Here is a 22,235-nt window from a genome sequence, read left to right as displayed (position 1 = left end):
ACAGCAGCCCCTGTTGCTGTCAAGCGGTTATTTTAACAAGTTTCAAAGTTTCCTTTGCAACTTCAACCACTTGCGCTTCGATCAACTTCACGTCTCTCGTTAGCGGGAGGCGAATTCTACAGCGTTACACGCTGCTGTCAACACCTCTTTTCTACCGCTTTCGATCCAGAAGATCAAAACCCCTTCCTCGCCGCTTACTCTGGATAACTCTTTGATTTACAAGGAGTTTTCCGTTTCATCTGCTCCGGAAGAGGTGCGAATTATAGACAGATTTGACGGGGCGTCAACACCTAATTTCACAAACCTGTCACATCGTTAAAACAGGGCTCTAAACGCAAGAGGCGGGCCTCACGGCCCGCCTCTTTCATCCCTTACAAACTAGGAAAGGCAAACTGCGAAGCCTCATGGCTGGCACGTTGCGGCCAACGCTGGGTGATGGCTTTGCGGCGGGTATAGAAGCGCACCCCATCCGGGCCATAAGCATGCAGGTCGCCAAACAGCGAACGCTTCCAGCCGCCGAAGCTGTGATAGGCCACCGGTACCGGCAGTGGCACGTTGACCCCGACCATACCGACTTCAATCTCGTCGCAGAACAAACGCGCGACTTCACCATCACGGGTAAAGATGCAGGTGCCATTGCCATACTCGTGATCGTTGATCAGTTGCATGGCCTGCTCCAGGCTATCGACCCGGACGATGCACAGCACCGGGCCAAAGATCTCTTCTTTATAGATACGCATCTCCGGCGTGACCCGATCAAACAGGCAGCCACCCAGGAAGAAGCCCTCTTCATTGCCTGCAACGCTCAGACCACGACCATCGATCACAAGCTCGGCACCCGAGTTCACGCCGTCTTCTATATAGCTACAGACCTTGTCGCGATGTTGTCCGGTCACCAACGGCCCCATATCCAGGCCACAGGTAGTCCCGGCACCGATTTTCAACGCCTTGATCTGCGGGACCAGTTTGGCCACCAACGCATCGGCGACCTGATCACCTACACAGACAGCAACCGATATCGCCATGCAACGCTCGCCACATGAACCGTACGCAGCGCCCATCAACGCGCTGACCGCATTGTCCAGATCTGCGTCGGGCATCAGCACCGCGTGATTCTTCGCGCCGCCCAATGCCTGGACTCGCTTCCCGCGAGAAGTAGCTTCTCTATAGATGTATTCAGCGATAGGCGTTGAACCGACAAAACTCAACGCTTTGACTTCAGGCGCTTCGATCAACGCATCAACCGCTGTTTTGTCACCGTGCACGACGTTAAGCACACCGTTTGGCAGACCCGCCTCATTCAGCAGTTGAGCAATCAACAACGTCGAACTTGGATCACGCTCAGAAGGCTTCAGGATGAAGCAGTTACCGCACACAATCGCCAGTGGGTACATCCACAGCGGGACCATGGCCGGGAAGTTGAACGGCGTAATACCTGCAACCACACCCAGCGGCTGAAAGTCGGACCATGCGTCAATGTTTGGCCCTACGTTGCGGCTGTACTCCCCCTTGAGGATCTCTGGCGCGGCACACGCGTATTCGACGTTCTCGATCCCGCGCTTCAACTCACCGGCGGCGTCTTCCAGGGTCTTGCCGTGCTCTTCACTGATCAACTGCGCGATACGCGCTTCATTCTGTTCCAGTAATTGCTTGAAGCGGAACATCACTTGCGCGCGTTTGGCGGCGGGCGTATTGCGCCAGGCTGGAAATGCAGCCTTCGCAGCATCGATTGCTTGCTGAACAGTTTCGCGGCTGGCCAAGGGGACTTTATGAACGGCCTGACCGGTCGATGGATTGAACACATCGGCAGTACGGCCGGTATCGGTAACGAACTCGCCATTGATCAGGTGTTGGATGTTGCTCATGACAGGACTCCAAAAAATACGGTCAGGCGCGATCTCGGCCGCGCCTGTGGTTTAAACCCACAGCGAATCAGTCGATCTGATTCAGCACGTCGCCGACAGCATCGAACAAGCGATCCAAATCCTGCGGTTTGCTATTGAAGGTTGGCCCGAACTGCAGCGTGTCGCCGCCGAAACGCACGTAGAAGCCCGCTTTCCACAGTTTCATCCCCGCTTCGAAAGGACGCACGATGGCATCGCCATCACGGGGCGCGATCTGGATCGCACCGGCCAGACCGTAGTTACGGATGTCCACAACGTTTTTCGAGCCTTTGAGGCCGTGCAACGCGCTTTCGAAATGAGGCGAAATCTCGGCGACTTGCTGAACCAGATTCTCCCGCTGCAACAATTCCAGCGAGGCAAGACCCGCCGCACAGGCGACCGGGTGCGCGGAGTAGGTGTAGCCGTGTGGGAACTCGACCGCATACTCGGGCGTCGGCTGGTTCATGAACGTGTGATAAATCTCGCTACTGGCAATCACTGCGCCCATCGGGATCGCGCCGTTGGTGATTTGCTTGGCGATACACATCAGGTCAGGCGTCACACCGAAGCTGTCGGCGCCGAACATCGACCCGGTGCGACCGAAACCAGTGATGACTTCGTCGAAGATCAATAGGATGTTGTGCTGATCGCAGATTTCGCGCAGGCGCTTCAGATAACCTTTTGGTGGAACGATCACACCGGCAGAGCCCGCCATCGGCTCGACAATCACTGCCGCAATATTGGATGCATCGTGCAACTCGATCAGTTTGAGCATCTCATCGGCCAGCGCAATGCCGCCCAACTCAGGCTCGCCACGTGAATAGGCATTGCTGGCCAGCAAGGTATGAGGCAAATGATCGACGTCCATCAATTGGCCGAACATTTTACGGTTGCCGTTCACTCCGCCCAAGCTGGTGCCACCAATGTTGACCCCGTGATAACCACGGGCACGACCGATCATTTTGGTTTTGGTGGCCTGACCTTTCAGGCGCCAGTAGGCGCGCACCATTTTCACTGCGGTATCCGCGCACTCAGAACCCGAATCAGTGAAAAAGACGTGGTTCAGATTGCCAGGTGCCAGGTCGGTGATTTTCTCAGCCAGCTGGAAGGACAAGGGGTGGCCGTATTGGAACGCTGGCGAATAATCCAGAGTGCCCAACTGACGCGAGACCGCCTCCTGAATTTCCTTGCGCGAATGCCCGGCGCCGCACGTCCATAGCCCGGACAACGCGTCATAAATCTTGCGACCCTTATCGTCCGTCAGGTAGCTGCCTTGCGCCGCCACGATCAGCCGGGGATCGCGCTGAAAATTACGGTTTGCGGTGTATGGCATCCAATGAGCGTCGAGCTTCAATTGGCTGGCCAGAGAATTCTCGGCGGATTCAGGAAGAGTCATGGATGCAAATACCTCACGGGGCGATGGGGCAGCTTATTGAGCTGTGTGGTTGCAGCTAAGTTGCCACGGGGATAAAGTCTTAAAAACCCAACATTTATAATCTTCAGTTAGACAATCACTAAACTATGAGCATCCGTCGACCCGATCCACTGGCCCAAGTCAGCGACTTTGATATTCGTTTGCTGCGCATCTTTCGAAGCGTAGTCGAGTCAGGTGGCTTCTCGGCGGCCGAAAGCGCGCTGGGCATAGGCCGTTCGGCGATCAGCCAACAGATGAGCGATCTTGAACAACGACTCGGCTTGCGCCTGTGCCAGCGTGGACGCGCGGGGTTTTCCCTGACCGAAGAAGGTCGGGAGGTCTATCAATCGTCTTTGCAGCTATTAAGTGCCGTAGAAAGCTTTCGCACCGAGGTCAATGGCCTGCACCAGCATTTGCGCGGCGAACTGAACATCGGTCTGACCGACAACCTGGTCACCCTGCCGCACATGCGCATCACCCATGCCCTGGCCCAATTGAAGGAACGCGGCCCAGACGTACATATCCAGATCCGCATGATCGCGCCCCATGAAGTGGAACAGGGCGTGCTCGATGGGCGTTTGCACGTAGGCGTTGTTCCGCAGGCCAGTGCCCTGTCCGGGCTGGAATATCAGCCGCTGTACAGCGAACGCTCTCTGCTCTATTGCGCTGTCGGCCATCCGCTCTTCTATATGGATGACGCCGCGCTGAATGACGAACGATTGAATGCTCAGGACGCTATCGCTCCGACCTTTCGCTTGCCTGCGGACATTCAGGCGCATTACCAGGCACTCAATTGCACCGCCAGCGCCTCGGATCGTGAGGGCATGGCCTTTTTGATTCTCACCGGGCGCTATATCGGCTACCTGCCAGATCACTACGCCAGCCTGTGGGTTCAGCAAGGCCGACTGCGAGCGCTGAAACCGACGGCACGTTTTTATGACCTGAGTCTGGCTTCGGTCACTCGCAAGGGACGTCGCCCTCATCTGGTACTGGAAAGCTTCCTTGAAAGTCTGGCCGCCACCCGATGAGGCTTTTCAGGACTTTGCGCTGTGGATGCGCAACCAACTAAATAGTTAAAGAGACCACTCACGCAGGCCAATCTGAAGCCGAAATCGAAAGCTTGGAGCATTAATTTGCACGACTGGCTCTTGTCTGATCTTCGCGGGTGCGTTATCTGTTCTCAGCTTGCAGCCCATGACCCGTTCGGAACCGCCCATGACCTTTGAAGTCCCAGCCCATAGCGCCCAAGCCGTCGCTAAACCTGCCAGCCGCATTCGTCAGAAGAACGAAGAAGCAATCATCAAAGCCGCAGAGGACGAGTTCGCTCGTCACGGCTTCAAAGGCACCAGTATGAACACCATCGCGCAGAATGCAGGCTTGCCCAAAGCTAACCTGCACTACTACTTCACCAACAAGCTGGGGTTGTACATTGCGGTGTTGAGCAACATCCTCGACCTGTGGGACAGCACGTTCAACGCGTTGAGCGTCGACGACGATCCCGCTCAGGCACTGAGCCATTACATTCGAGCCAAGATGGAGTTTTCCCGACGCCAGCCACAAGCGTCACGGATCTTCGCCATGGAAATCATCAGCGGAGGCGAATGCCTGAATGAGCATTTCAGTCAGGACTACCGTGCCTGGTTTCAGGGCCGGGCAGCCGTGTTTCAAGCCTGGATCGATGCCGGAAAAATGGACCCCGTCGACCCTGTGCATCTGATCTTCCTGCTCTGGGGCAGCACGCAGCACTACGCTGACTTCGCCACGCAAATATGTCGGGTTACCGGTCGCACCCGTTTGACCAAGCAGGACATGGAAACCGCCAGCGACAATTTGATCCGCATCATCCTCAAAGGCTGTGGGCTGACGCCTCCGGCTGCTTGAGCGGTCCGTTACCGGAAACAGTGGTTCACGTCGTCGATAGCTGGAACATACGCATGCCTTTTACCCTTGCTGGCCCTTGCGAATACCGGGAAGAGATTCGCAAAAGCCGCTTTATTACCCTCGCCGCCCCCATCACCAGCGCTGCTCAGGCCCAAGCGTTCATTGAGCAGCACAGCGATCTGAATGCCACGCACAATTGCTGGGCCTGGAAACTGGCCGATCAATATCGTAGCAGCGACGATGGAGAACCCGGCGGGACCGCTGGCCGACCCATTCTGGCAGCGATCGAAGCGCAGGATTGCGATCAAGTCGTGGTGTTGGTCATCCGCTGGTACGGCGGCATCCAATTGGGCACTGGCGGCCTCGCTCGCGCGTACGGTGGTGGCGCCAATAAATGCCTGCACCAGGCCGAGCGCCTGCCCTTGATCCATCGGGTGCAATTGAGCTGTACGTGCAGCTTCAGCGAACTGGCGCTGGTCAAGGTGCGGCTGGCCGAACTGCATGGACTGCTGGAGCACGAAACATTCACCGCCAACGGCGTCGAATTGCAGATTGCCCTGGGCCCGGAGCACATCGACATTTTGCAGCGACAACTGGCAGATCTGAGTCGCGGACGAATTCTCTTGCAGCCGCTTGAGGAAGACTGAATCCGCGCGTGCGCACTCCCTGGTTAATTGCCCACATCTACTGTGCACCCGGCTGTGGATAAGCTGAGTACACACCCCTGCGGGCCTTGCTGCGTATGGCGTTGCGACGACTGGTTGTTTTTTGCTCAATCCACCCATTACTGGAATAAAACCTCCTTAAAACAGGGTGTTATCGTCACTTATCGCAGTTGGGCACTTCACGGTCACTCTTTATTCCCGCACTTTTCGCTTGCACACAATAACTGTGGAGCAACCTGTGGATAAGCCGTGCAAGCCTGTCTCTGGCGCAGACAGATCATGGCGCGCGCTCAGCTGGTCATTTTTTGTTCAACGACAGGAAGACAAACTCAACGCTATCGACGCTCGAATCGCCGAACTAAACGAGTTACGCCTTGAGTTGCAACAACGCTTGGGTCAACGTTGTCCATTAAGTCCTTGAGGCGACAATGTCCCTCTGGGCTATTTCTCCCCTGAACCACTATTTGTGAACAAGGAGCTCGATCCATGCCGAATACCAAAACTGCGTTAATCATTGGCGCCTCCCGTGGCTTAGGCCTGGGCCTGGTGCATCGCCTGTCGGAACAGGGCTGGCAAGTGACCGCCACAGTGCGTGACCTGCACAAAGCAGGTGGACCCCAGACGATCCCCGAGGTGCAGGTCGAGGTGCTGGATATCAATGAGCTGTCATCGTTGAATGTTTTCACCGAGAAGCTGAAAGGACAGGTTTTTGATCTGCTGTTCATCAATGCCGGCGTCAGCGGACCAAAACATCAGAGCGCTGCGCAAGCGACCGTCGACGAACTCGGCCAGTTGTTCATGACCAACGCCATTGCCCCCATTCGTCTGGCCGAACGAATGATCCAGCAGATTCGTCCCGACACCGGGGTCCTGGCGTTTATGAGTTCGGTGCTAGGCAGTGTGATGTGCCCTGAAGGCAACGACATGGCATTGTACAAAGCCAGCAAGGCCGCGCTGAACTCCATGACCAATTCCTTCGTTACACAATTGGCCGACCCGAAGCCGACAGTCCTGTCCCTGCATCCGGGCTGGGTGAAAACAGACATGGGCGGCGAAGGTGCTCATATCGATGTAGAAACCAGCACCCGTGGTTTGGTCGAACAGATTGATGCCTATACCGGCAAGGGTGGTCATTACTTCATCAACTACAAGGGTGAAACAATTCCCTGGTAATTAACTGGCCAGATGAACTTCAGCCTCGCCGCTGCTTCTATCTGAAGCGCGGCGACCCTGGATCTGTAGCGAGCGTGTAGTGCTGCTAGTGCTGTCGGGTTCAAAGCCCCAACAACGACAGCATGATAAAGGTTGCGAACAGCACGAAATGCGTCATGCCTTCGATGGCATTGGTTTCACCATCATTCAGGTTGATCGCGCTGACCAAAAGCGTGATGAAGATCATCACGCTCTGCACCGGGGTCATCGCCATCTGGAACGGCTGGCCGCTGTACAGCGCCATGGCCTCCATGACGGGTACGGTCAGGATCACCGTTGACAACGAGGCGCCCAACGCAATGTTTACGACGGACTGCATGCGGTTGGCCAACGCCGCGCGCAAGGCCGTGAGGATCTCGGGGGCAGCGGAAATAGCCGCCACCAGAATCGCCGTCATGACCGGCGGTGCACCTGTCCCTTCCAGACCGAGGTCGACGGTTTTCGACATCACTTCAGCCAGCGCACCGATTACCACTACGCCAAAAATCAGGGTGCCGATCGAGCGCACCAGATTGATCGATGGATCCTCTTCGGCAGGCGAATTCTTGCGCATTTTTTCGGGATAGCTGTAGCTGAAAAAATAACTGTGCGGCCCCACCTGCATGCGCAGAAACAGGGCGTACAGCAGCACCATCGCGCCAATCGTAAACGCCGAATAAATCTTCCAGTCACCTTCGGGAATGAACTCAGGCACCACCATGGAAACGCCCATCGCAGTGAGGATCATCACACTGTAAGTGCGCGCCGAATCATCGTTGTAGGACTGTTCGCCATGCTTGAGCCCGCCCATCAGCGCCGCCAGCCCCAGAATGCCATTGATATCGAGCATCACCGCTGAATAGATCGTGTCGCGCACCAGTGTCGGTGAGGGCTCGTTGCTCATCATGATCGCCAGAATCACGACCTCGACCAAGACGGCCGACAGCGTCAGGATCATAGTGCCATAGGGATCGCCGAATTTATGCGCCAACAGTTCGGCATGGTGGGCCACGCGCATCGACGCGCAGACAATCGCCACCACCAGTGCAATCCCGCCCGCCAGCGCAACACCCTGACCGTGATTCAGCAACGCATGTTCGAAGGGGAACGCGATCAGCGCACCGAGAACAGCCAGCAGTAGAAACTTTTCATCTCTCAAATAAGTCAGCATTGGAATGCCTTGGGTCAAAAGTGTCTTGCCTGGGACTGACCGGTCTCATACAGGCGGGTCATTATCAGTAAATGTTTCACGGCTAACGGTAACAGCAAAGACGTTGCGCTGTGGCTTCAACCGGCCGATCAGCCACGCCACGTAAAGGAAGCGATCTCAAAGCGGACATCCGTCTGTAGAATGGCGACTATCTGCACCTGATGAGAAAAGCACATGTACGAATGGCTCAACGCATTGCCCAAGGCAGAACTGCACCTGCACCTGGAAGGCTCGCTGGAACCCGAATTGCTCTTTGCACTGGCTGATCGCAACAAGATCGCCTTGCCTTGGGCCGATGTCGAAACATTGCGCCGGGCCTATGCCTTCAACAATTTGCAGGAGTTTCTCGACCTGTATTACCGGGGTGCGGATGTACTGCGCACCGAGCAGGATTTTTACGACCTGACTTGGGCTTACCTGCAACGCTGCAAGGCGCAAAACGTCATTCACACCGAACCCTTCTTTGATCCGCAAACCCATACCGATCGGGGCATCCCCTTTGAAGTGGTGATCAACGGTATCGCCAGTGCATTGAAGGATGGCCAGGAAAAACTCGGTATCTCCAGCGGGTTGATTCTCAGCTTCCTGCGCCATTTGAGCGAAGAAGAAGCTGAAAAAACCCTCGATCAAGCGCTGCCATTTCGCGATGCATTTATTGCAGTGGGTCTCGACAGCTCAGAGATGGGCCATCCTCCGAGCAAGTTCCAGCGCGTGTTCGACCGCGCCCGTAACGAAGGCTTTTTGACAGTAGCCCATGCAGGCGAAGAAGGCCCACCCGAATACATTTGGCAAGCGCTGGACCTGTTGAAGATTCAGCGTATCGATCATGGTGTGCGCGCTATCGAAGATGAGCGGCTGATGCAGCGCATCATTGATGAACAGATCCCGCTGACGGTGTGTCCGCTGTCCAATACCAAGCTCTGCGTCTTCGACGACATGGCCCACCACAACATTCTCGACATGCTTGAGCGCGGTGTGAAAGTCACGGTCAATTCAGACGACCCTGCGTATTTCGGTGGTTATGTGACCGAGAATTTTTACGCGCTGCACAAGCATCTGGGGATGACTCAGGATCAGGCCCGACGCCTGGCGCAAAACAGCCTGGATGCACGGTTGGTCAAGCCTTGATGCAGCGGTAATCGTTCCCGCGCAATGAACGCGCGAGAACGATGGGGCCATCAGGCAGCCGAAGCTATTTTGCTGATCTCACGCTGACCGTTAGTCGAGACCTGCAAAGCGGTGGACTCATCGCTAGTGCGCAACCAGCCCAACTGTATGAACAATTGCAGTAACCCGGCACCCAATGCTCCGCCTAAATGCGGCTTGCGCTCGCTCCAGTCGGGGCAAGCGCAAACGGTCTTAAGCTTTCGATGGGCCAGCGCCGGAACATAGATGCCGCGCTCGGCAAATTGAGCGACACCTTTGCTGGTGACTTCGACGCGCTGCTCATGTTGTTCGATCCAGCCCGCACCCAACAGACGCTGATACAGTTCCGCAGCCAACTCGCCCCCAAGATGGTCGGAACAAATCCGGGCACGACGTAGCGGCGAAAGCGGTGTGGGTGGAACGGGTTGTGACACACTTCTGCTGATGTGATCGGTGCTGACCATCGATGCATTGGCCAGCGCCTCGACTGCAGTGCCAACTTCCGGTGCAGCCAGTCGGAAAAAACGCTTTCTGCCGCGAGCCTCCTGCTTCAATAGCCCGCCGGTAGTCAGTCGCGCCAGATGCGCACCTGCCGAAGAAGTGGATAGACCAGCCATCAAAGCCAGCTCGTCCGCGGGGCGGGCGGTACCATCCATCAACGCCCAAATCATTGCACTGCGCTTGGGGTCAGCCAGCAGCGCGGCAATCTGGCTAATGCAAGGTGCATATTCCATGTATTCACTCCCTGTTGAAACATTCGTCTATTGCACTGACATAGTGAACAGCAAATCGGGTCCAGCCAAGACGCTAAGCCGCCAAAACAAGGGCTGTATTTGACCTCGTACGCCCAGAACGTCATCTCGCAGCGCTTACATACCGCAACCGTTTCTGCCTCAGACGCCCCACTCACATCTGCATTGATAACGCCTCGCCTGGTAGCGTCCTGCACCTCGGACCTGGCTTGGCGACCTATGCGGACCTGGCCGCTGGCGCCAAGTATAAGCCCAGCGCCCTGTTACGAAATGGGATTAAAACCACGACAGAGGATTAGCTGACACCCTATAGGCAAAGTCAGACATCACCCAGGCCAACGAAAACCCGTCTCGATTTACCTGGCTGCCGTGAAAGCAGCGCTGGCCGGACACTCTCAGCCGACCTCAGAAAAATCTGGCGTGCATCACGAGGGAAATGCCTACGGAAAAAACACAAAAAACAGGCAAGAAAATACGACCTCAAAACAGCGATGTTTACGCTGAAAACACTTGATAATCTTTTTTTCTCCAGAGCGCCTGTGTGTCGACTGTCAGACGATTCCATTGCCGCTGTAAGCCACCGCAACATGAACCTGACGTCACTTGCTGTCAGGATGCCGTTGCGCCAACTCCGCACAGCGTGACCTGAGCATTTCGCACAATAAATTGACCGGCTTACTCAGTTGCGCCCGGTGCGCACAGAGCACATTGAGCGGGGCCAGTTCCCCCTGCAGTTCCGGGATCAATAGCTTCAGGCGTCCGGCATGCACATCGGCCGCAACATCCAGCCAGGATTTATAGGCAACGCCAACACCGGCCAATGCCCACCGGCGTACGACGTCAGCATCGTCGCTAAAACGATCCCCGTGCACGGTCAAACCCATTTCACGTTTGCCGTCATGGAAACGCCAATGGTCATGCACCCGATTGCCTAGCATGAACAGCAGGCAGTTGTGCTGTGCCAACTGTTCCACATGCTGGGGTTCACCATGACGGGCCAGATACGACGGGGCGGCGCATAACACGCGACGGTTATCCGGGACGATGGGTAACGCGATAAGGCTCGAATCTTCCGGCTCTCCATAACGCAGAGCAATGTCTACCGGCTGGCGAAATAGATCGGCAATCCTGTCGCCCAGCAGCAGGCGGACCGTGAGCAGCGGATGTTGACGCTGGAATTCGTCGAGCCAGGGCAATAACACGTTACGGCCAAAATCCGAGGGCGCCGACAGCAGCAGGACGCCACTGACTTGATCCTGGCTGCTGGCCAGAAAGCGCTGCCCCTCTTCCAGGCTACTCAGGGCCGCGCGGGCGTATTCGAGGAACCCCTCACCCTCGGCCGTCAGACGCAGGCTACGGGTCGAGCGTGCCAAAAGACGCGCGCCCAGTTGCTGCTCGATACGTTTGAGCGCAGCGCTGGCGACCGCCGCCGACATGTCCATGACCCGCGCAGCAGCGGACAGGCTGCCCAGATCGGTGGCCCGGACAAACAGTTGCAGATCATCAAAACGCAGCATCACTTGCTCGCATTATCAAAAATAAATTGAAAGAGCCTGCAGTTTTAGCGGGTTTTATCTTTAAGAGAAATAGCCAATCATCCCTCCATGCCATTTATTCAGGCTTACTTCTCAGGAGCGCCCCATGAAAGCTATCGCGTATTACCAGTCCCTGCCGATCAGCGACCCCCGGTCATTGCAGGACATCGAGCTGGCCGAGCCGGTTGCCGGTCCTCAGGACTTGCTGGTGGAGGTCAAAGCCATCTCCGTCAATCCGGTCGATACCAAGGTTCGTCAGAACGTTCAACCCGAAGGCGGCGACGCCAAGGTCCTGGGTTGGGACGTGGCCGGTATCGTCAAAGCGGTCGGCAGCGAAGTGACGCTATTTCAACCGGGCGACAAGGTGTTCTATGCAGGCTCCATCGCCCGCGCTGGTGCCAACAGCGAACGGCACGTGGTCGATGAGCGAATCGTCGGGCACATGCCAAAATCCTTGAGCTTCGCCCATGCCGCAGCCTTGCCGCTGACGGCAATCACTGCATGGGAGCTGCTCTTCGAGCGCCTGCAAATTACTGAAGGCGCCACTGACACCGGACAGCGTCTGATGATCGTCGGTGCTGCCGGTGGCGTGGGTTCGATGCTCACTCAGTTGGCCCGGCAGCTCACAGGGTTGAACGTTATTGGCACCGCCTCACGACCTGAAACCGAGGCATGGGTTCGCCAACTGGGCGCGCATCATGTGCTTGATCACAGCAAGCCGCTGAACGAAGAACTCACCCGCGCGGGTCTGCCACAGGTGACTCACGTGGCCAGCCTGACACAGACCGACCAGCATCTGGATCAACTGGTCGAAGCCCTGGCGCCGCAAGGTCGGCTGGCCTTGATCGACGACCCCAAGTCCCTCGACGTCAGCAAGCTGAAACGCAAGAGTCTGTCACTGCATTGGGAGTTCATGTACACCCGGTCGCTGTTCGAAACCGCCGACATGATCGAGCAGCACAAGCTGCTCAACCGCGTCGCGGAGCTGATTGATGCTGGCACCTTGAAAACCACTTTTGGTGAACACTTCGGCACCATCAACGCCGCCAACCTGCGTCGCGCTCATGCGTTTCTGGAAAGCGGCAAGGCCAAAGGCAAGATCGTTCTCGAAGGTTTTTGATCACTTAAGACCGTCAGTCTGAGGTTTGACCTGGATCATTATTTTCGCCTGATCCAGGTCTACAATTGCAGCCTTACCAACAGGAGGGAGTCAGCAATGAAAGTCCTGGTACGTGAATCAGCAAAATCCCAAGGCGGCCCGTGGCAGGTCCGGATGGATCAGCATGTCGTGAGTTTTCGTTCTGAAGCCGAAGCCCGCGCCTTCGTCAACACGCTTGAATCCCGGCTGCGGGCTCCGCACAAATTACCTGAAAGTCGCCAGCAAGCCACCGGCTGAGCCAAGGCTGGCCTGCAACTCGGGCAGCCTCAGACCTGAGCCGTTTGAGCCACACTCGCATCACGCGTGCGCTGCAAACGGCGGGTCAATACTGCGGCACTCACCGCAAAAATCCCGCACAAACTAATCACCATTGCCATGGGAACTGCGCTGCCATCGTGCAACACGCCCACCAATGCGGATGCCCCTGCGGCGACACTGAATTGCAGGCACCCGAGTAACGCCGACGCACTCCCTGCCCTCGCCCACTGGCCGTTCATGGCACAGGCCGAAGCATTGGGGATGATGCAGCCCAGGCTGGCAATGCAGATAAACAACGGGATCAATAGCGGCCAAAGCGCCTGAGTGTGCAGTTCGGCAATGCCGAGCAAGACCAGCGCCGCTGCCAGATAAACCCAGACCGTGCGAGACAACAGAAGCGCTGGTCCGAGTTTGCCCAATATGCGCGCATTGACCTGCGCCACCAGAATGAAACCCGCCGCGTTCGCACCGAACAGCCAGCCATAGTGCTCGGGCGGCACGCCATACAACTTGATGAATACGAATGGTGAGCCCGCGATGTAGGCGAACATACCGGCTATCGCGATGCCGCCGGTCAAGGCATGACCGAGAAATATCCGATCAGCCAACAACCGCCGATATTGCCCCAATGCACCGGCCAACGGATGGCGTGGATGGGTCGCTGGCATGCTTTCCGGCAAGCCCAGCGCAACCGCCAGCGAGCACACAGCACTGAATACCGTCAGCACCAGAAAGATCGACTGCCAGCCATACAGGTTGACCAACAGACCACCCAGCATGGGTGCGAGAATCGGCGCCAGGCCCATGATCAACATCAATTGCGAGAAGACTTTCGCCGACTGCACGGCGTCGCACTTATCACTCACAATGGCTCGCGACAACACCATCCCGGCGCATCCGCCCAACGCCTGAACGAAGCGCGCAGCAATCAGCCACTCAAGAGTGGGCGCAAAAGCGCACGCTAGCGATGCCAGGGTAAAGAGCCCGACCCCCACCAGCAACGGCACGCGCCGACCAAAGCGATCCGCGACCGGACCATAGGCCAACTGGCCGATGGACAAGCCCAGAAAATAAGACGCCAAGGTCAGTTGCACATGTTTTTCGTCGGTGCCAAAAGCCAAGGCAATCGCCGGAAAACCAGGCAGATAAAAATCAATGGCCAGCGGCCCAAAAGCGCTCAAAGCGCCAAGAATCAAGATTATTCTCAGGTTCATCGGGCATCCAAAACTGTGTCCAGCGCAATTAGCTAGTCTAACCGTCCTGAATCCTTAGAGCGCCTTGATGGGGAAATTACTTCAAAATTGTTCAGCGGGTCGTACCGTCGCAAAGCAGGAACACAATCACTCGGCGCATCGTTTAAATCTTCTGCACCGCATACCCTTCAGCGCTGATCAGACTGATAATGACCTCGGCCGTGAGTGTGCTTTCAACCCGCACTTCGCCACTGGTCAAGTCGACCTGGACATCTGCCGCCGGGTCGCTGCTCTGCAGCGCTTGGGTGATTGCCCGAACACAGTGGCCACAGGTCATACCCTGAACATTGAATCGTTGCATATTGTTGCTCCTCGGTAAGGTTGCAGGCATGTTCAACCTTTCCATCATGGCAAGGTCAAGCCCCTGTTTTTTTCTGCCGGGCTGGTATTCGTCTCACGGCTCGGCCAAGCTGCGTCATAACCGTATTAAAAGCAGGAGTATCAGCAATGCGCTGGTCAGCATTGAGTCTAATGAGCATCCTCGGCCTATGGGCGACAGTACCCTTCGCCAACGCCGACTCGCAAGACTACGGCGTCCTGATTATTTCCCGGGAGCGGCTGGAGGTGAACACCTCATGCGAGATCGGTCTGTATCTCCAGGACCAATTGGTCGGGCGTTTATTTCAGGAGGAGTCGACGTCCTTCAACCTGGCGCCGGGTAAAACCACGGTACGTCTTCGCCTGTTACCCGGCAAGGCATCGGGATGCCTGCCAGGCATGGACGTCCCCCCGAGCATGGTTATTGACATAAAGGCCGGCGAAGTCAGCAAATACCGGATCGCCATGGGCCCCAATGGCATGTACCTGAAGCGGGCGGCTCTGGAATATTGATTGGGGCTTGACCTTACCCGTATGGCAAGGTTAATCCTTGAGGCATAGCTCTCAGGGAACTGACCCATGCCTATGTCCAATACGCTCGAATTACCCATAACCGGAATGACCTGCGCCAGTTGTGCCGGACGGGTCGAGCGCGCATTAAGCAAAGTTGCCGGCGTCAAAACTGTCAGCGTCAATCTCGCCAGCGAACGCGCGCACGTCGAATCGTCGGGGCCTATCGACCCGGCGGTACTGATTGCGGCCGTTACCCAGGCCGGTTACGGCGCAAGCCTGCTGGAAGACACTCGCGCCAACGCCGACAACCAACAACAACGACTGACCCGGGAGCGCTGGGCATTACTGTTGGCGATTGCCCTCGCGCTGCCGCTGGTTCTACCCATGCTGGTGGCGCCATTGGGTGTGCACTGGATGCTACCGGCCTGGGTGCAATTTGCCTTGGCAACGCCCGTGCAATTCATTCTCGGCGCGCGGTTTTACATCGCCGCCTGGAAAGCCATCAGGGCCGGTGCTGGCAACATGGATTTGCTGGTCGCGCTGGGCACCAGTGCCGGTTATGGACTGAGCCTTTATCAATGGGCGCACACCCCTCCGGGCAGCATGCCGCATCTGTATTTCGAAGCCTCGGCAGTGGTGATCGCACTGGTACTGCTGGGCAAATACCTGGAAAGCCGCGCCAAACGCCAGACCGCCAGCGCCATTCGCGCGCTGGAGGCACTGCGCCCCGAACGTGCTATCCAACTGATCGACGGACAAGAACGGGACGTGGCCATCAGCGCTTTGCGCCTCAACGATCTGGTGGTGGTCAAGCCCGGCGAACGCTTCCCGGTGGATGGCGAAGTCATTGATGGCCAGAGCCACGCCGACGAAGCCTTGATCAGTGGTGAGAGCCTGCCCGTGCCGAAGCAGCCAGGCGACAAGGTGACCGGTGGCGCGATTAATGGCGAAGGCCGCTTGCTGGTCAAGACCCGGGCGCTGGGCGCGGAAACCGTGTTAGCGCGGATCATTCGTCTGGTCGAGGATGCTCAGGCGAGCAAAGCCCCTATTCAGAAACTTGTGGATAAAGTCAGTCAGGTATTCGTCCCGACGGTGCTGGTGATCGCCGTCATCACCCTGATGGGATGGCTGTTGGCCGGAGCACCACTGGAAACAGCTCTGATCAATGCCGTGGCGGTGTTAGTGATTGCCTGCCCATGCGCGCTGGGGCTGGCAACGCCAACGGCGATCATGGCCGGCACCGGCGTGGCGGCGCGTTACGGCATTTTGATCAAGGACGCGGAAGCACTCGAGCGCGCCCACGAAGTCACGGCCATGGTCTTCGACAAGACCGGCACGCTGACCTCCGGTACACCACGCATCGCCCACTTGAGCGCTGTCGGTGGCAACGAAGACGCCCTGCTGCAATGGGCCGGCTCGCTGCAACAGGGCAGCGAGCACCCACTGGCCAAAGCCGTGCTGGATGCCTGCACGGCCCGCCATTTGAACATCGAGACAGTCACCGCCAGCCAGGCGCTGCCAGGGCGAGGCATTGCCGGGACCGTGCAAGGTCGGGATCTGGCGCTGGGTAATCGCCGCCTGCTGGAAGAAAGCGGCCTGACCATGGGAGCCCTGGCGCCATCCGCGCAATCATGGGAGGCAGAAGGTCGTACGTTGTCCTGGTTGATCGAGCGTGGTGCGCAGCCATCGGTACTGGGGTTGTTGGCCTTTGGAGACACGCTCAAGCCCGGCGCTCTGGAAGCGGTTCAACAACTCACTGCACGCCATATCAGCAGCCACTTGCTCACCGGCGACAACCGCGGCAGCGCCCGCGCGGTGGCCGAAGCATTGGGTATCAGCGATGTGCACGCAGAAGTCCTACCCGCCGATAAAGCGGCGACCATTGTCGAGCTGAAAAAAACCGGGGTGGTGGCAATGGTTGGTGACGGCATCAACGACGCACCGGCATTGGCGGCGGCAGACATCGGCATCGCCATGGGCGGCGGAACCGATGTGGCCATGCATGCGGCCGGGATTACCCTGATGCGCGGCGACCCGCGCTTGATCCCGGCGGCGCTGGAGATCAGCCGCAAAACCTATGCGAAGATTCGCCAGAACCTGTTCTGGGCCTTCGTCTACAACCTGATCGGCATTCCACTGGCCGCATTCGGCTTCCTCAACCCCGTGTTGGCGGGCGCTGCGATGGCGCTGTCGAGCGTCAGTGTGGTGAGCAATGCGCTGCTGCTGAAAACCTGGAAACCGAAGGATATCGATTGAGGAGCCATGATGAACATCGGTCAAGCCGCCAAAAACAGTGGTCTGAGCGCCAAGATGATTCGTTATTACGAGTCCATTGGACTGCTCAAGGCCGCGCACCGCAGTGACAGCGGTTATCGACTGTATGGGTCGGAAGATCTGCATACGCTGGCCTTCATCAAGCGTTCGCGGGACCTGGGTTTCTCACTGGAAGAAGTGGCCAAACTGCTGACCCTGTGGCAAGACCGCCAGCGTGCCAGCAGCGACGTGAAAGCCCTGGCACGTCAACACATCACTGCGCTGGACCAGAAGATCAGCGAGCTGGCCAGCCTGCGCGATACCTTGCAAGAACTGGTCGAGCACTGCCAGGGCGACCATCGTCCGGACTGTCCGATTCTCAAGGACCTGGCATCGGGAGGGTGCTGCGACTGATCCTGGCCGCAGGGGTTTCGACTGCCCAATAAAAAATCCGGCCTGAGCCGGATTTTTTATTTAGCGGATCACTGCATCCAGGGTGGAGGCGGCTCTTCGGTTTTGCTCGGTGGCGCGTCATCTGCGGCGCGGACAGCCTGACGGTGATCCTCGTCCAGACGGGCCGCCTCGATTTCCCGCAGAACCCCACCGACATCGGCCAGGTCTTCAGGCTCATCGAACTCGCCGGTCAGCGGACTGCCCGGGTGCAAGATGCCAGCTTCATAAAGCGCCCACATCTCTTTCGCGTACCGGGTTGCCTTCAATTCCGGGGCAAAGCGTCCGAAATAAGAAGCCATGTTGCCGACATCGCGCTCCAACATGCTAAATGCATGGTTGTTGCCTGCGGCGTCGACAGCCTGCGGCAGATCGATAATCACCGGCCCGCCCGGGGTCAACAGCACGTTGAACTCGGACAAGTCACCGTGCACCAGACCGGTACACAGCATCAACACGATCTGCCTGATCAGGAACTCGTGATACTCCCGCGCCTGATCCGGTTCCATCACCACATCGTTCAAGCGAGGTGCCGCGTCGCCAAACTCGTCGGCGATCAGTTCCATCAACAGCACGCCTTCAAGGAAGTCGTACGGCTTGGGCACTCGCACACCCGCGCTGGCCAAACGAAACAGCGCGGCTACTTCAGCATTCTGCCAGGCATCTTCGGTCTCTTTACGACCGAACTTCGAGCCCTTGGCCATCGCTCGGGCCTGCCGGCTGTTGCGAACCTTACGACCCTCCTGATACTCCGCGGCCTGCCGGAAACTTCGTTTATTCGCCTCCTTGTAAACCTTGGCGCACCGCAGCTCGTTGCCACAGCGCACCACATAAACAGCTGCCTCTTTACCACTCATGAGTGGGCGCAGCACCTCGTCGACCAGACCGTCCTCGATCAGGGGTTCAATGCGTTTTGGAGTCTTCATCAGCTTTTATTGTGGGTCCTTCGTTGCCAAACACGCGATTGTTGCTCGTTATACGGCAATCCTCTCACAGCGAGTAGTAGATGCCGACCTTTGACCTTCAGAGATTTACGAAAGGCTTCAACTATTTAGCAGGTTCTTAGCAGCTTCCATGCCGGGCAGAGCATAACCGAGCCCAGTCAGATGGGACCACGCAAGCTGTAAGCAGTTTTATCCATTGGCGTTACAGATAACATAAATTCTCTAAGACGGGCCTGCAAAAAACACCAGACCGCAGGCATCAAGGCTTGAACAACTCACCCGGGGTGAAGCCAAACAAGCTTTTAAACGCGGCGATGAACGCCGAGGTCGAGTCATACCCACAGGACAGGGCCGTGTTTGTCACGCTTTCGCCCTCTTCCAGTGCGCTGAGCGAGGATAACAATCGCGCGCGCTGACGCCATCCACGAAAACTCAAGCCAGTTTCGCGCTGAAACAAACGCATCACCGTTTTTTCCGACATGCCCAGACGCTCGGCCCAGCCCTGCAGGGTGATCGACTGACTGGGGTTTTCGATCAATTCGTCGCACAGCCCAAGCAAACGCGGATGACGCGGTAGCGGCAGAGAGAACCCGACTTCCGGCAGATGGGCCAGTTGATCGAGCAGCACCTGCACCAGCCGCGCCTCACTGCTGTCACCCTGTGGATAACTTGGCGGCAGCAAACAAAACGTCTTGATCAGCTCGCGGGCCAACGGCGTGACTTCCAGAACGCGACAACGCTCCGGCGCCCAACGGCAATCGTCCTTGCGCACATACAGGCTACGCATCTCCGCACGCATCGACGTGGCCACGTCATGCTCGACCCCGGCCGGAATCCACACGCCCCACTGCGGCGGCGCGAAAAAACTGCCCTCGGCGGTATGCACACCCAATACACCGCTGATTGCATAAGAAAACTGCACCCAGTCATGACGATGAGGCGGCGTCCAGGAACCCGCACCCAGGCTTTCCGCCCGCGCATAGACCGGCCTCGGCAAAGCGCTGAGTAGAGGTATCTGACGCTCGTTACCCTGACGAAAGCCCATAGATTGTCCGTTAGTCGCTATCGATTGACCTTATGTCGCAAGACGGCATCATCGCGCGCAGGTTAACCTTCGGTCATCTTTTTTTACAAAACTCTTTTATAGCGCGTTCCCCTCTCAAGAACGTCTCCACAACATCAGGCCGATCTCTTTATGCATGCCTTCAAGCACCTCAAACGCGTTGTCACGGACTGGTTCCTTTGCGGCATGCTGATCGCGACGTTACTTGCGTATTTCTTCCCAGGCTTCGGCAGTGCTGGCGGCGGGATGCATGCCGAATATGTGATCAACATCGGGGTATTTCTGGTGTTCTTCCTGCACGGGGTGAACCTGTCCAGCGAACAAATCAGCCACGGCCTGAAAAACTGGAAACTGCACATTATGGTGCAGGGCTTCACGTTCGTGGTCTTCCCCCTGATCTGGCTGATCTGCAACCAACTGTTTGGCTCCCACATGCCAGCCCTGTTGATGCTCGGCTTCTTCTATCTGTGCGCCCTGCCCTCAACCATTTCCTCTTCAGTTGCCCTGACCGGCAGTGCCGGAGGCAACGTTCCCGCAGCCATTCTCAATGCCAGCATGTCCAGTGTGTTCGGGATTTTCATGACCCCTTGGCTGGTGAGCCTGGTGGTTGGCACGGGTGCTGGCGGGATTGATCTGGGTTCGACCCTGCTCGACTTGAGCGCAATGCTTCTGTTGCCACTGGTGCTGGGACAACTGGTGCGTCCGTTCCTCGGCACCTTTTTCGCCCGGCACAAGCGCTACACCAACATCGTCGACAAGGTCGTGATCCTGTTGCTGGTCTACGCCGCGTTTTGCAATTCGATGGTGTCCGGCATGTGGCAACAGCAAGGCGATACGGTGATTCTCAGCGCCTTTATTGGCAGTGGCGTCTTGCTGGCAGTCATTCTGTTCATGACCACGCGCACGACTCGCGCCCTGAACTTCAATCACGCCGATGAAGTGGCAGCGGTGTTTTGCGCGAGCAAAAAGTCCCTGGCCGCCGGCGCACCGATGGCGGCACTGATATTCGGCGCCAACCCTGGGCTGGGCCTGATCCTGTTGCCGATCATGATCTATCACCCGATGCAGCTGATCGTCTGTTCGGTGATCGCGGAAAACTACGCGAGTCGCAACCATAAACAGTTATCACAAGCCGCACGAGAAGAAGCCCGAGCGGCTTAAAACCTTTGTGCCACTCAGGTAAGCCACACACCGTGTCTCCAGCCGTTCGAAGCACTTGCTTCCGGCCGTCATCCCCTTGAAGCTACACGCCTTCAGGAGAGACCCATGAACCTCGACGAACTCACCCAACGCCTGCACCAGATCCGCGACCAGAATGACTGGCGCCCATTCCACAGCCCGAAAAACCTGGCCATGGCTGCCAGCGTGGAAATGGCCGAACTGGTCGAGATTTTCCAATGGCTCAGCGAAGACCAATCGCGGCAGTTGCCTGCTGAACAACTGGCGCATGCCGGGCAGGAAGTGGGCGATATCGTCTTGTATCTGCTGCTGATGTGCAGCGAGTTGGGGCTGGATATGGATCAAGTGGTGCGCAACAAACTGGCCGACAGCGAACGGCGTTTCAGCAAATGAGCGACCGTCATTTCGATCTGCTCGCGACCCGTTTCGCCGAAAAAATCTATGGCGGCGCCAAAGGTGCCATCCGCCTGGCCGTTTTGCAGGCTGACCTCATCGAGGTCCTGCCTGACCGGCCTCTGCGCGTCCTGGATATCGGTGCCGGGTTGGGCCATATGTCGTTGTGGCTGGCCGAACACGGGCATCAGGTAACGTTGGCCGAACCGGCCGAACCCATGCTCGACAGCGCACGCCAACGCTTTGCCGATGCAGGGCAAAGCGCGACCTTCATTCAGGCCTCCTGGCAACAATTGCTCGGCCAACTGACCGAACCTTATGATCTGGTGATCTGTCACGCCGTGCTGGAATGGCTCGCAGAACCCCACGCGATCCTGCCAGTCCTACACCAGTTGACCCGGAAAGACGGCTGGCTGTCGCTGGCGTTTTATAACCGCGACGCCTTGATTTATCGCAATCTGCTCAAAGGTCATTTCCGCAAAATGCGCAAAAATGACATGGCGGGAGAAAAGCAAAGCCTGACCCCGCAACAACCCCTTGATCCGCGCGAATTAGCAGCGCAACTTGAACCTCTGTGGCAGGTCGAAACCCAAAGTGGTGTACGGGTTTTCCACGACTATATGCCGCCTGAATTTCAGGCCAGGGTCCAACTCGCGGATTTGCTGGAAATGGAACTGGCCCACCGTCGCCACCCTGCCTTTGCCGGCTTGGGGCGCTATCTGCACTGGATGTGCAAGCCACGGTGAGTAGTTCATCGCCAAGAGGCTCATTGCGG

General features: G+C 57.3%; 22 protein-coding genes and 1 pseudogene. 14 read left to right on the top strand and 9 right to left on the bottom strand.

Features of this window, described 5'->3' with window-relative positions:
* Positions 1-371: 371 nt before the first annotated feature.
* Together RGU44_RS23040 and RGU44_RS23035 are read right to left on the bottom strand one after the other, a co-directional pair.
* Positions 372-1,865 (bottom strand): CoA-acylating methylmalonate-semialdehyde dehydrogenase, encoded by a 1,494-nt coding sequence (locus tag RGU44_RS23040; RefSeq protein ID WP_322278105.1) that lies wholly within the window; start codon positions 1,863-1,865, stop codon positions 372-374.
* Positions 1,866-1,932: 67 nt separating this feature from the next.
* Entirely contained in the window at positions 1,933-3,279 is a 1,347-nt protein-coding gene (locus tag RGU44_RS23035; protein WP_322278101.1) for an aspartate aminotransferase family protein, read from the bottom strand.
* Positions 3,280-3,404: 125 nt separating this feature from the next.
* Here RGU44_RS23035 and RGU44_RS23030 point away from each other — a divergent pair, with 125 nt between their 5' ends.
* The 5 genes and pseudogenes from RGU44_RS23030 to RGU44_RS23010 all read left to right on the top strand — a co-directional run bounded on the left by RGU44_RS23030 (position 3,405) and on the right by RGU44_RS23010 (position 7,016).
* Positions 3,405-4,325 (top strand): LysR family transcriptional regulator, encoded by a 921-nt coding sequence (locus RGU44_RS23030; protein WP_219062570.1) that lies wholly within the window; start codon positions 3,405-3,407, stop codon positions 4,323-4,325.
* A gap of 187 nt (positions 4,326-4,512) precedes the next feature.
* Positions 4,513-5,178 (top strand): TetR/AcrR family transcriptional regulator, encoded by a 666-nt coding sequence (locus RGU44_RS23025; protein WP_322278099.1) that lies wholly within the window; start codon positions 4,513-4,515, stop codon positions 5,176-5,178.
* Positions 5,179-5,231: 53 nt separating this feature from the next.
* On the top strand, positions 5,232-5,825 hold the full coding sequence (locus RGU44_RS23020) for a YigZ family protein (RefSeq protein ID WP_322278096.1): 594 nt from the start codon (positions 5,232-5,234) through the stop codon (positions 5,823-5,825).
* A gap of 328 nt (positions 5,826-6,153) precedes the next feature.
* Positions 6,154-6,264 (top strand): annotated as a pseudogene (locus RGU44_RS23015) (MerR family transcriptional regulator); the annotation flags it as partial.
* A gap of 65 nt (positions 6,265-6,329) precedes the next feature.
* On the top strand, positions 6,330-7,016 hold the full coding sequence (locus tag RGU44_RS23010; protein WP_322278094.1) for an SDR family oxidoreductase: 687 nt from the start codon (positions 6,330-6,332) through the stop codon (positions 7,014-7,016).
* 100 nt (positions 7,017-7,116) lie between these two features.
* Here RGU44_RS23010 and RGU44_RS23005 read toward each other — a convergent pair whose 3' ends face one another.
* Positions 7,117-8,205, bottom strand: coding sequence for a calcium:proton antiporter (locus RGU44_RS23005; RefSeq protein ID WP_322278092.1), 1,089 nt, complete (start codon positions 8,203-8,205; stop codon positions 7,117-7,119).
* A 213-nt stretch (positions 8,206-8,418) separates the two neighbouring features.
* Here RGU44_RS23005 and RGU44_RS23000 point away from each other — a divergent pair, with 213 nt between their 5' ends.
* Positions 8,419-9,372, top strand: a complete 954-nt coding sequence (locus RGU44_RS23000; protein WP_322278090.1) for an adenosine deaminase — start codon at positions 8,419-8,421, stop codon at positions 9,370-9,372.
* A 50-nt stretch (positions 9,373-9,422) separates the two neighbouring features.
* Here RGU44_RS23000 and RGU44_RS22995 read toward each other — a convergent pair whose 3' ends face one another.
* Together RGU44_RS22995 and RGU44_RS22990 are read right to left on the bottom strand one after the other, a co-directional pair.
* Positions 9,423-10,124 (bottom strand): helix-turn-helix transcriptional regulator, encoded by a 702-nt coding sequence (locus tag RGU44_RS22995; RefSeq protein ID WP_322278088.1) that lies wholly within the window; start codon positions 10,122-10,124, stop codon positions 9,423-9,425.
* Positions 10,125-10,741: 617 nt separating this feature from the next.
* Positions 10,742-11,659, bottom strand: coding sequence for a LysR family transcriptional regulator (locus tag RGU44_RS22990; RefSeq protein WP_322278086.1), 918 nt, complete (start codon positions 11,657-11,659; stop codon positions 10,742-10,744).
* 124 nt (positions 11,660-11,783) lie between these two features.
* On the opposite strand from RGU44_RS22990, the gene RGU44_RS22985 reads away from it, so the two are divergent.
* Positions 11,784-12,797 (top strand): zinc-binding alcohol dehydrogenase family protein, encoded by a 1,014-nt coding sequence (locus RGU44_RS22985; protein WP_322278084.1) that lies wholly within the window; start codon positions 11,784-11,786, stop codon positions 12,795-12,797.
* A 96-nt stretch (positions 12,798-12,893) separates the two neighbouring features.
* Positions 12,894-13,073 (top strand): hypothetical protein, encoded by a 180-nt coding sequence (locus RGU44_RS22980; protein WP_219062561.1) that lies wholly within the window; start codon positions 12,894-12,896, stop codon positions 13,071-13,073.
* A gap of 29 nt (positions 13,074-13,102) precedes the next feature.
* Here the strand turns inward: RGU44_RS22980 and RGU44_RS22975 are convergent, their stop codons facing one another.
* Both RGU44_RS22975 and RGU44_RS22970 read right to left on the bottom strand, forming a co-directional pair.
* On the bottom strand, positions 13,103-14,308 hold the full coding sequence (locus tag RGU44_RS22975; RefSeq protein ID WP_322278082.1) for a multidrug effflux MFS transporter: 1,206 nt from the start codon (positions 14,306-14,308) through the stop codon (positions 13,103-13,105).
* A gap of 142 nt (positions 14,309-14,450) precedes the next feature.
* Entirely contained in the window at positions 14,451-14,648 is a 198-nt protein-coding gene (locus tag RGU44_RS22970; RefSeq protein WP_322278080.1) for a heavy-metal-associated domain-containing protein, read from the bottom strand.
* Positions 14,649-14,794: 146 nt separating this feature from the next.
* Here RGU44_RS22970 and RGU44_RS22965 point away from each other — a divergent pair, with 146 nt between their 5' ends.
* The 3 genes from RGU44_RS22965 to cueR all read left to right on the top strand — a co-directional run bounded on the left by RGU44_RS22965 (position 14,795) and on the right by cueR (position 17,845).
* Positions 14,795-15,178, top strand: a complete 384-nt coding sequence (locus RGU44_RS22965) for a hypothetical protein (RefSeq protein ID WP_322278078.1) — start codon at positions 14,795-14,797, stop codon at positions 15,176-15,178.
* A 66-nt stretch (positions 15,179-15,244) separates the two neighbouring features.
* Positions 15,245-17,434, top strand: a complete 2,190-nt coding sequence (locus RGU44_RS22960) for a heavy metal translocating P-type ATPase (protein ID WP_322278076.1) — start codon at positions 15,245-15,247, stop codon at positions 17,432-17,434.
* 9 nt (positions 17,435-17,443) lie between these two features.
* Complete coding sequence (gene cueR, locus RGU44_RS22955) at positions 17,444-17,845, top strand: Cu(I)-responsive transcriptional regulator (protein ID WP_322278073.1); 402 nt, start codon at positions 17,444-17,446, stop codon at positions 17,843-17,845.
* A gap of 68 nt (positions 17,846-17,913) precedes the next feature.
* Here the strand turns inward: cueR and RGU44_RS22950 are convergent, their stop codons facing one another.
* Together RGU44_RS22950 and RGU44_RS22945 are read right to left on the bottom strand one after the other, a co-directional pair.
* Positions 17,914-18,807: a PA4780 family RIO1-like protein kinase gene (locus tag RGU44_RS22950; RefSeq protein WP_322278070.1), complete on the bottom strand. Its 894-nt coding sequence runs from the start codon at positions 18,805-18,807 to the stop codon at positions 17,914-17,916.
* A 277-nt stretch (positions 18,808-19,084) separates the two neighbouring features.
* Positions 19,085-19,891, bottom strand: a complete 807-nt coding sequence (locus tag RGU44_RS22945; RefSeq protein ID WP_407074675.1) for an AraC family transcriptional regulator — start codon at positions 19,889-19,891, stop codon at positions 19,085-19,087.
* A 129-nt stretch (positions 19,892-20,020) separates the two neighbouring features.
* On the opposite strand from RGU44_RS22945, the gene RGU44_RS22940 reads away from it, so the two are divergent.
* From RGU44_RS22940 to RGU44_RS22930, 3 genes are all read left to right on the top strand, one after another.
* The gene (locus RGU44_RS22940; RefSeq protein ID WP_322278066.1) at positions 20,021-21,049 is read left to right on the top strand and encodes a bile acid:sodium symporter family protein; all 1,029 of its coding nucleotides are present in this window, start codon (positions 20,021-20,023) and stop codon (positions 21,047-21,049) included.
* A gap of 105 nt (positions 21,050-21,154) precedes the next feature.
* Positions 21,155-21,460, top strand: a complete 306-nt coding sequence (locus RGU44_RS22935; RefSeq protein WP_219062549.1) for a nucleotide pyrophosphohydrolase — start codon at positions 21,155-21,157, stop codon at positions 21,458-21,460.
* On the top strand, positions 21,457-22,206 hold the full coding sequence (locus tag RGU44_RS22930; RefSeq protein WP_322278064.1) for a methyltransferase domain-containing protein: 750 nt from the start codon (positions 21,457-21,459) through the stop codon (positions 22,204-22,206). Before RGU44_RS22935 ends, RGU44_RS22930 begins: the two co-directional genes overlap by 4 nt.
* Positions 22,207-22,235: the final 29 nt, after the last annotated feature.

The sequence above is a fragment of the Pseudomonas sp. 5C2 genome, from assembly GCF_034314155.1.
GTDB lineage: Bacteria > Pseudomonadota > Gammaproteobacteria > Pseudomonadales > Pseudomonadaceae > Aquipseudomonas.
Note: the sequence above shows the minus strand (reverse complement) of the source record. Positions and strands in the feature narration are given on the sequence as shown.